Annotated in this window: 9 protein-coding genes; 6 read left to right on the forward strand and 3 right to left on the reverse strand. The window is 72.5% G+C overall.

The window, feature by feature from the left end; translation table 11 throughout:
• The coding region (locus VFO68_RS19560) for an AraC family ligand binding domain-containing protein (RefSeq protein WP_325159770.1) at positions 1–479 on the reverse strand (479 nt) is incomplete at its 3' end.
• 81 nt (positions 480–560) lie between these two features.
• Between VFO68_RS19560 and VFO68_RS19565 the strand changes: the two genes are divergently transcribed.
• Genes VFO68_RS19565 through VFO68_RS19575 form a run of 3 tightly spaced genes read left to right on the forward strand, consistent with a single transcriptional unit; the run spans position 561 to position 4,104 of the window.
• The gene (locus VFO68_RS19565; RefSeq protein WP_325159771.1) at positions 561–1,649 is read left to right on the forward strand and encodes a DMT family transporter; all 1,089 of its coding nucleotides are present in this window, start codon (positions 561–563) and stop codon (positions 1,647–1,649) included.
• On the forward strand, positions 1,610–3,466 hold the full coding sequence (locus tag VFO68_RS19570; protein ID WP_325159772.1) for a S41 family peptidase: 1,857 nt from the start codon (positions 1,610–1,612) through the stop codon (positions 3,464–3,466). Before VFO68_RS19565 ends, VFO68_RS19570 begins: the two co-directional genes overlap by 40 nt.
• A gap of 41 nt (positions 3,467–3,507) precedes the next feature.
• The gene (locus VFO68_RS19575; protein WP_325159773.1) at positions 3,508–4,104 is read left to right on the forward strand and encodes a hypothetical protein; all 597 of its coding nucleotides are present in this window, start codon (positions 3,508–3,510) and stop codon (positions 4,102–4,104) included.
• On the opposite strand, the gene VFO68_RS19580 is transcribed toward VFO68_RS19575, so the two are convergent.
• Positions 4,094–4,828 (reverse strand): oxidoreductase, encoded by a 735-nt coding sequence (locus tag VFO68_RS19580; protein WP_325159774.1) that lies wholly within the window; start codon positions 4,826–4,828, stop codon positions 4,094–4,096. The two genes, VFO68_RS19575 and VFO68_RS19580, sit on opposite strands and share 11 nt — an antisense overlap.
• A gap of 119 nt (positions 4,829–4,947) precedes the next feature.
• Here VFO68_RS19580 and acs point away from each other — a divergent pair, with 119 nt between their 5' ends.
• Positions 4,948–6,939, forward strand: a complete 1,992-nt coding sequence (gene acs, locus VFO68_RS19585; protein WP_325159775.1) for an acetate--CoA ligase — start codon at positions 4,948–4,950, stop codon at positions 6,937–6,939.
• Between the two features lies 1 nt (position 6,940).
• Positions 6,941–7,645: a VIT family protein gene (locus VFO68_RS19590; protein ID WP_325159776.1), complete on the forward strand. Its 705-nt coding sequence runs from the start codon at positions 6,941–6,943 to the stop codon at positions 7,643–7,645.
• On the opposite strand, the gene VFO68_RS19595 is transcribed toward VFO68_RS19590, so the two are convergent.
• Positions 7,622–8,065 (reverse strand): MarR family winged helix-turn-helix transcriptional regulator, encoded by a 444-nt coding sequence (locus tag VFO68_RS19595; protein WP_325159777.1) that lies wholly within the window; start codon positions 8,063–8,065, stop codon positions 7,622–7,624. The two genes, VFO68_RS19590 and VFO68_RS19595, sit on opposite strands and share 24 nt — an antisense overlap.
• A 21-nt stretch (positions 8,066–8,086) precedes the next feature.
• On the opposite strand from VFO68_RS19595, the gene VFO68_RS19600 reads away from it, so the two are divergent.
• Positions 8,087–8,211, forward strand: a 125-nt coding sequence (locus VFO68_RS19600; RefSeq protein WP_325159778.1) for an SDR family NAD(P)-dependent oxidoreductase, incomplete at its 3' end; no start/stop codon positions are given.

Consider the following 8,211-nt stretch of genomic DNA (forward strand, 5'->3'; position numbering starts at 1 on the left):
ACAGCCGCGCCGGCGCCCCGGTGCACCATCGCGGCGACCGTCGCCGCCAACGCCTCGTCCCGGGCCAGGGTGCTGGCCTGCGCACCGAGACTGGCGTAGAGCCGGGCCAGCGCGGCGGCCAGCACCGGGTCGTTGAGCACCGGCTCGCGGAACAGCGGCAGACCCCTCGCCCGGCCCGCCCGGTCGGACAGCAGGTCGGCGACCAGCTCCGGTCCTATGTGGACGATCCGGTAGGTGAAGCCCTGCTCGGTCGCGGCATGGCCGTCGTGCGGCTCGTCGGGGTTGAACGCCATCACCAGGCCCGCGGAGCTGGTCCGGGACTCGCCCCGGCAGCCGAAGGCCTGCGCGCCGAAGTCGGTCAGGCCGAACGAGTAGGTGTCGTGGCTGTGCTGGTCGAAGGTGTGCCGCTCGAAGTGCGCATGCATGGCCTCGACCGGCCGGTCCGGCAGCCGCCGGTAGCGCACCCATTCGGAGGACATGGGTCCATTGTGCGCGGTCCGCCTCGCCCGGCCGCACCGCCGTTCAAGACGCGCCGGGCCCGCCGCCCGCAGGATCGCGGGGTGCGGACCTGTCTGAGCCTCGTCGCGGTCATGGCGTTCTGGGGCAGCGCCTTCGCCTCGTCCAAGCTCGCCGTGCACGCGGTGCCGCACGAGGTGGCCGCGTTCCTCCGGTTCGGCATGGGGGCGGCCATCCTGCTGGTCGTCCACGCCGCCCTCGGCCGTGACCGGCCCACCGCCCGCGACGCCGGGGTGGCCGCCGGTCTCGGCCTGCTCGGGGTGTTGGGCTACAACGTGCTGTTCTTCCTGGCGCTGACCATGGCCCCGGCCGCGGACGGCAGCGTGATCGTGCCGGTGTCCGCGCCGGTGATCACGGTGGCGGTCACCGCGCTGCTCGGCCGTGTCCTACCGGGCGCGTGCGATCGGATCTCCGGGGCCGGCCGAAGGCGCGCGCGGCTGGTCGCCTTGGTCGGAACGTTTTCGGCACAGTTGCCAGGCCACCGGAAGCTGACCCGGCGGGCGGCGCTCGGCCTCGCCGCGGCGCTCGCCGGCGCCACGGTGTTCCTGCTCGCGATCCCGGCGGGCGGCACCCACCGGCTGGCCGGCGATCTGCTGTTCCTGGGGTCGGCCGCCTGCTGGGCCGGGTACACGATGCTCGGCGCGCCGGTGCTGGAGCGGGTGCCGGCGTTCACCGTCACCACCTTCGCCAGTGCGGCCGGGGCGCTGGCCCTCGGCATCCTGGCCGTGCCCGCGTTCGACGACGTGGCGTGGTCCGAACTGGACACCGGATTCTGGCTCAACCAGGCCTATCTCGCGGCGCTGCCCACCGCGCTCGCCTACGTCCTCTACTACTGGGCGGTGCGCCGGGTGGGACCGGCGACGGCGTCGTCGGCGATGTTCCTGGTGCCGGTGTTCGGCCTGACCTGCGCGTGGCTGCTGCTCGGCGAGTCGATCACGCCGGTGCAGGCGGTCGGTGCGGCGCTGATGCTCGGCGGTGCGTGGCTGGCCACCGTAGCGGCGCGGCGCACGAGGCCGATACTCATTGTGTGGCAGAGATTACGCAGCATGAACCGGAGCTCGGTCGCGGCCACGGCCTCGGAACCGTCCGCACCATGCCCGAGTTCCGTGCCTTCGCCACCCAGCGATCGCTGACCGACGCCGGCCGGCGCACCCTGGTGGACCAGGCCGAGATCCTGATCGAGGGGCTCTACGTGCACCTGCCGCTCAAGCGCGCGATGCACGCGGTGGACCCGCTGCAGCGGCTGCGGCTGCTGCGCCACCGGCCCGCGCTGCCCGAGGACCAGTTCCACGCGGAGCTGCAGCGGATCTTCCTCGGGCTGTGCGACCTGCACACCAACTACATCCTGCCGGACCGCTACCGCGGCTTCGCCTTCCTCGGCGTGCTGATCGAGCAGTACGAGGACGACGCGGGCCCGCACTGGATCGTGTCCAAAGTGTTCGATCATCTGGTCGGCGACCCGAACCTGACCGTCGGCGCCGAGCTGACGCACTGGAACGGCATGCCGATCGCGATCGCGGTGCAACGCAACGCCGAGCGGGAGGCCGGCAGCAACCGGGCCGCCCGGATCGCGCGCGGCCTGGAGAACATGACGCTGCGACCGGTGCGCATGTCGCTGCCGCCGGACGAGGACTGGGTGGAGCTGCGCTACCTGGTGGACGCCACCGCCCACCAGACCCGGATTCCCTGGCGGGTGTTCGAGACCGCCGACGAGCTCGCGGCGGCCAGGGCGAACCTGCCGGCCGGGCTCGCGGTGCCGGGGGCCGAGCTGATCGGTCTGGACCTGCGCACCGACGTGGTGCGCCGGGCCAAGCAGACGCTGTTCGCGCCGGCCGTGGCCAAGGAGGTCGCCCGGGTGTCGCGCGGCAGGGCCCGGGTGCCCCGGCCCACCGCGGCCCAGTCGGTGGCCGGGGTGCTGCCCACCTCCCGACCCGAGGAACTGCTCGCCCGAACCGTGGACACCGCCCACGGCACGTTCGGCCACCTGCGGATCTTCACGTTCTTCATGAGCGACGGGCAGGTCGGCGCGTTCGTCGAGGAGGTCGCCCGGCTGCTGTCCGTGCTGCCCGAGGAGGGACTGATCCTGGACGTGCGCGGCAACGGCGGCGGGTATCTGATCGCGGCCGAGTTCCTGCTGCAGTTCCTGACCCCGCACCGGGTCCGGCCGGAGCCGTTCCAGTTCATCAACACCGACTCGACCGCCGACCTGTGCCGCCGGGCCACGGACTTCGGGCCGTGGCGGGCCTCGATCGAGGAGTCGGTGGAGACCGCCGCGCAGTTCTCCGCCGCGCTGCCGCTGTACTCGGAGGACATCGTCAACAGCGCCGGCCAGCTCTACCACGGTCCGGTGGTGCTGGTCACCGACGCGCTGTGCTACTCCGCGACCGACACGTTCGCCGCCGGGTTCCAGGACAACGGCATCGGCCCGGTGCTGGGCGTGGCCGACAACACCGGCGCCGGCGGCGCGAACGTGCTCACCCACGACGCGCTGCGATCGCTGTGGACCAAGGGGCCGCTGCGGGCGCTGCCCGGCGGGGCCGAGTTCCGGGTCGCGCTGCGCCGGTCGCTGCGCGTCGGCGCCCGGTTCGGCCAGCCGGTCGAGGACCTCGGCGTGCTGCCCGACGTCCGGCACCGGCTCACCCGGCGGGACCTGCTGGAGGGCAACGCGGACCTGATGGAACACGCCGCCGAGCTGCTCGCCGCCGGCACCGTGCGGGTGCTGTCCGCGACGGCCGGCCCGGTCTCCGGCGCCGAGCTCACCCTGACGGTCACCACGAAAGCCTTGTCCAGCATCGACATCTACGCCGGTTCGCGCCCACTGCTCACCACCGCCGTCGAGGACGGCGACAACGAGATCACCCTCCCGGCGCCCGCCGCCGGCAGCACTCTGCGTCTGGAAGGCTTCGACGGCAACGACCTGGTGGCCGCCCAGCTGCTCCCGCTCAGCTGATCCGCTCGGTCGGCTTCGCAACTGTGGCGAAAGGACCTCAGGTGGATGGCTACTCCGCGTATCACGACCGGTTACCGTTCGGTGAGCGGCTGTCGGCGGAGCCGGTGTTGGGTGATCCGTTCTTTCCGTTCGACGGCGACATCACCGTGCGACCGCTGGAGCGGCCGGTGGTGCCGGAACCGCCGCGCCGGGGGGAACCGGGCGGCGAGCCGTGCCCGGCGTGCGCCGAACCGGAGAAAGGCCTGATCTGGCGCGACGAACGGTGGGCGGTGTTCGCGGGGTTCGAGCCGATCGGGCTGCCGATGGTGGCGCTGCTGATGCCGGTGCAGCACGTCACGCTGCACCGGCTGGGGCCGGAGCTGGTGGCCACCCTCGGGCCGATGATCCACCGGCTGGCGGTGGCGGTCGGGCGGATCCCCGGCGTGGGCCGGACGCACTTCAGCCGGTTCGGCGACGGCTCGGAGCACTTCCACGTGTGGTTCCTGGCCCGGCCGCTGGGGATGCAGCAGATGCGCGGGCCGATGCTGTCGGTGTGGGACGACCTGCTTCCCCGGGTGCCGGACGAGGAGTTCGCGGCGAACGCGCGGATCGTGGCGACCGCGCTGGCCGAGGACGGCGGACAGGTGGTCAGCCGGTAAGCGCCGCGTCGGCGATGGCCACGGCTTCGCGGCTGCCGGCTTCCACGGCTTCGCAGGAGAACAGCAGCCAGGCGGCGACGGCGTCGCGGTCGCCGGTGCCGAACCCCTCGGCGGCGGCGGAGTACCGCTCCTGGTGCCGGAAGTAGTAGACCTCGGGGATGGCCAGGCCCTTGGGGTCCAGGCCGGTGCCGATCGCGGTCAACCGGGCGGCGGCCCGGGCGACCACGCCGCCGGCCACCGGGAACGGCGCCAGGGTGAGCAACTCGCCGTGCACGACCGCGGCGAGCACCGGGCCGGGCACCGAGCTGCCGCCGGCCACCAGGCCGGCCAGCAGGTCGAGCCGGGCGGAGACCCCCCGGCTGGCCCGGGGCCGGCCGAGCGCGTCGTCCTCGGTCAGGTCGGCGGCCGCCAGCACGTGCAGCCGGGCCAGGGCCTGCAGCGGCGCCCGCTGCCAGACCGGCAGCAGCGGGCCGATCGACTCGGCGATGCGCAGCGCGCCGGCCAGCACCGGGTCGGTCACCTCGCCGGTGTCCGGGATGCCCGGCGCGCCGCCGTCCAGCGCGGCGGAGGCCCGGGCGGCCCGCACCGACGCCTCGGCGGCGGTGGCCGGCCAGCCCCGCCGGTTGGTGGGATGCCGGTGCACGGCGTCGACGGCGTCCCGGGCGGCCCGGACAGCCTCGTCCACCCCGGGCAGGGCGAGCAGCGGGGCCAGCGGATCGGTCACGGGCGGGACACTATCGGGTGACAATGGTCTAAACCACTACGCCCGTTGTTCGGCAGGTGGCCCGCGCACTACGGTTCACAGGTACACCGAGGTACCAGCACGTCAGGAGGTCTGGCCAGATGACCGACCAGCCGGCCCAGAGCCCCACTCTGGACAACCTGCTCACCGAGAGCAGGACGTTCCCGCCAGGTGAGGAGTTCGCGGCCGACGCGAACGGCAGCGCACAGCTCTACGACGACGCGGCCGCCGACCGGGAGGCGTTCTGGGCCAGCCAGGCCGAGGAACTGCTCACCTGGGACACCAAGTGGAGCCAGGTGCTGGACTGGTCGAACGCCCCGTTCGCCCGGTGGTACGTCGGTGGCAAGCTCAACGTCGCCTACAACTGCGTCGACCGGCACGTCGAGGCCGGGCACGGCGACCAGGTGGCGTTCCACTGGGAGGGTGAGCTCGGGGACACCCGGACGATCACCTACGGGCAGCTCTACCGCGACGTGTGCAAGGCGACCAACGCGCTGATCGAGCTGGGTGTGCAGAAGGGCGACCGGGTCGCGATCTACATGCCGATGATCCCCGAACTGCCGGTGGCCCTGCTGGCCTGCGCGCGGCTCGGCGCGACGCACTCGGTGGTGTTCGGCGGGTTCTCCGCCGAGGCCCTCGGCGGCCGCATCGAGGACGCCTCGGCCAAGCTGGTGATCACCTCGGACGGCGGCTACCGGCGCGGCGCGCCCAGCGCGCTCAAGCCGATGGTGGACGAGGCGGTGTCGCGCAACCCCAGCGTGACCAACGTGCTCGTGGTGCGCCGCACCGGCCAGGACGTCGCCTGGGACGCCGAGCGGGACGTGTGGTGGCACGACCTGGTGGACCGGCAGAGCGAGGAGCACGTCGCCGAGGCACACGACTCCGAGCACCCGCTGTTCATCCTCTACACCTCGGGCACCACGGCCAAGCCGAAAGGCATCCTGCACACCACCGGCGGCTACCTCACCCAGGTCGCCTACACGCACAAGTACGTGTTCGACATCAAGCCGGACAGCGACGTCTACTGGTGCACCGCCGACGTCGGCTGGGTGACCGGGCACAGCTACATCGTCTACGGCCCGCTGGCCAACCGGGCGACCAGCGTGATGTACGAGGGCACGCCGAACACGCCGCACGAGGGCCGGCACTGGGAGATCGTGCAGAAGTACGGCGTCACGATCTACTACACCGCCCCGACCCTGATCCGCACGTTCATGAAGTGGGGCAGCGACATCCCGGCCAAGTTCGACAAGTCGTCGCTGCGGCTGCTCGGCTCGGTCGGTGAGCCGATCAACCCCGAGGCCTGGATGTGGTACCGCGAGCACGTCGGCGAGGACCGCTGCCCGATCGTGGACACCTGGTGGCAGACCGAGACCGGCGCGATCATGATCTCGCCGCTGCCCGGGGTCACCGCCACCAAGCCCGGCTCGGCGCAGCGGCCGTTGCCCGGCGTGTCGGCGAAGGTGGTCGACGACACCGGCACCGAGGTGGCCAAGGGCGGCGGCGGTTACCTGGTGCTGGACCAGCCGTGGCCGTCGATGCTGCGCGGCATCTGGGGCGACGACGACCGGTACCGCGAGACCTACTGGTCGCGGTTCGCCGACAAGGGCTTCTACTTCGCCGGTGACGGGGCCAAGTACGACGTGGACGGCGACGTCTGGCTGCTGGGCCGGGTGGACGACGTGATGAACGTGTCCGGCCACCGGATCTCCACCACCGAGGTGGAGTCCGCGCTGGTCTCGCACCCCACGGTGGCCGAGGCCGCGGTCGTGGGCGCCACCGACCCGACCACCGGCCAGGGCATCGTCGCGTTCGTGATCCTGCGCGGCGGGGTGGCGCAGGACGAGGCGAAGGGCGCCGACGCGATCAAGGCGTTGCGCGACCACGTGGCCAAGGAGATCGGCCCGATCGCCAAGCCCCGGCAGATCATGATCGTGCCGGAGCTGCCCAAGACGCGCAGCGGCAAGATCATGCGCCGGCTGCTGCGGGACGTGGCGGAGAATCGGCAGATCGGCGACGTGACCACGCTGGCGGACTCGTCGGTGATGGACCTGATCTCCGCCGGGCTTCAGTCGGGCAAGTCCGAGGACTGACTTGTCCCATCCGCAGGAGCCGCACGGAGGCGGGCTCGCCGGGCGGTTGAACTGGCTACGGGCCGGCGTGCTCGGGGCGAACGATGGCATCGTCTCGGTCGCCGGCCTCGTGGTCGGCGTGGCCGGCGCGACCCCGGACCGGGTGGTGGTGCTGACCGCGGGGGTCGCCGCCCTGGTGGCCGGGGCGCTGTCCATGGCCGGCGGCGAGTACGTGTCGGTGAGCACCCAGCGGGACACCGAGAAGGCCGCGCTGGAGCTGGAAAGACACGAGCTGCGCACCATGCCCGAGGAGGAGGAGCGCGAGCTCGCCGACATCTACCAGGACAAGGGTTTGTCGCCGAGCCTGGCCGCCGAGGTGGCCCGCGAGCTGACCGAGGGCGACGCGTTGCGGGCGCACGCCGAGGCGGAGCTGCAGATCGACCCGGACAACCTGACCAGCCCGTGGCAGGCGGCCTGGGCGTCGTTCCTGGCGTTCTGTGCCGGCGGGGTGATCCCGCTGCTGGTGATCGCGCTGCCGTCGAACGCCCTGCGGGTCGGGGCATGCGGCGTCGCGGTGGTGCTCGGGCTGATCCTGACCGGGGTGATCAGCGCCCGGCTGGGCAACGCCCGGATCGGTCGGGCGGTCGCGCGCAACGTGACCGTCGGCGTCACCACGATGGTGATCGCCTACGTGGTCGGCGTGCTATTCGGCACCGCCGTGAACTGAGCCGAACACCTTGTGCAGCAGGCGATGCAGCGTGGCGCGCTCGTCGGGGTCGAGGCTGCCGAGCAGGTCGCCCTCGATCACCTCGCCCGCCGAGCGCAGCGCGGAGACCAACCCGGCGCCGGCCGGGGACAGCCGCAGCAGGTGCCGGCGCCGGTCGGCCGGATCGGGTGCGCGGACGAGGAGTTCGCGGCGGCGCAGCGCGTCCACGACCCTCACCGCGTTGCGCGGGTCGATCCCGACGAACCCGCACAGCCGCTGCTGGTAGCTCTCCCCCAGGCTGTCCAGCGCCATCAGCACGCCGAACTGGTGCGGGGTGAGGTCGTGCTCGGCGAGCATCCGGGCCCACAGCCGGCGCGCCTCCGCGCCCAGCCGGGCGAGCAGGAAGCCGGAGCTGCCGGCGAACCCTTGCTCAATGATCATGATCTATGACTATCATAATCCATGACTAACCCTACCGTTCTGATCACCGGTTCGACCAGCGGGATCGGCAAGGCCACCGCGACCGGGCTCGCCGAACGGGGCGCCACGGTGCTCATGGTCGCCCGGGACACCGCCCGCGGGCAGGC

Origin of the sequence: Actinophytocola sp., assembly GCF_035712165.1 — a bacterium.
Lineage (GTDB): Bacteria > Actinomycetota > Actinomycetes > Mycobacteriales > Pseudonocardiaceae > DASYTH01.

Excerpts from the sequence above, each read along its gene's own strand:
- VFO68_RS19570 (WP_325159772.1), top strand. The coding sequence starts at position 1,610 with ATGCCCGAGTTCCGTGCCTTCGCCACCCAGCGATCGCTGACCGACGCC.
- acs (WP_325159775.1), top strand. The coding sequence starts at position 4,948 with ATGACCGACCAGCCGGCCCAGAGCCCCACTCTGGACAACCTGCTCACC.
- VFO68_RS19595 (WP_325159777.1), bottom strand. The coding sequence starts at position 8,065 with ATGATCATTGAGCAAGGGTTCGCCGGCAGCTCCGGCTTCCTGCTCGCC.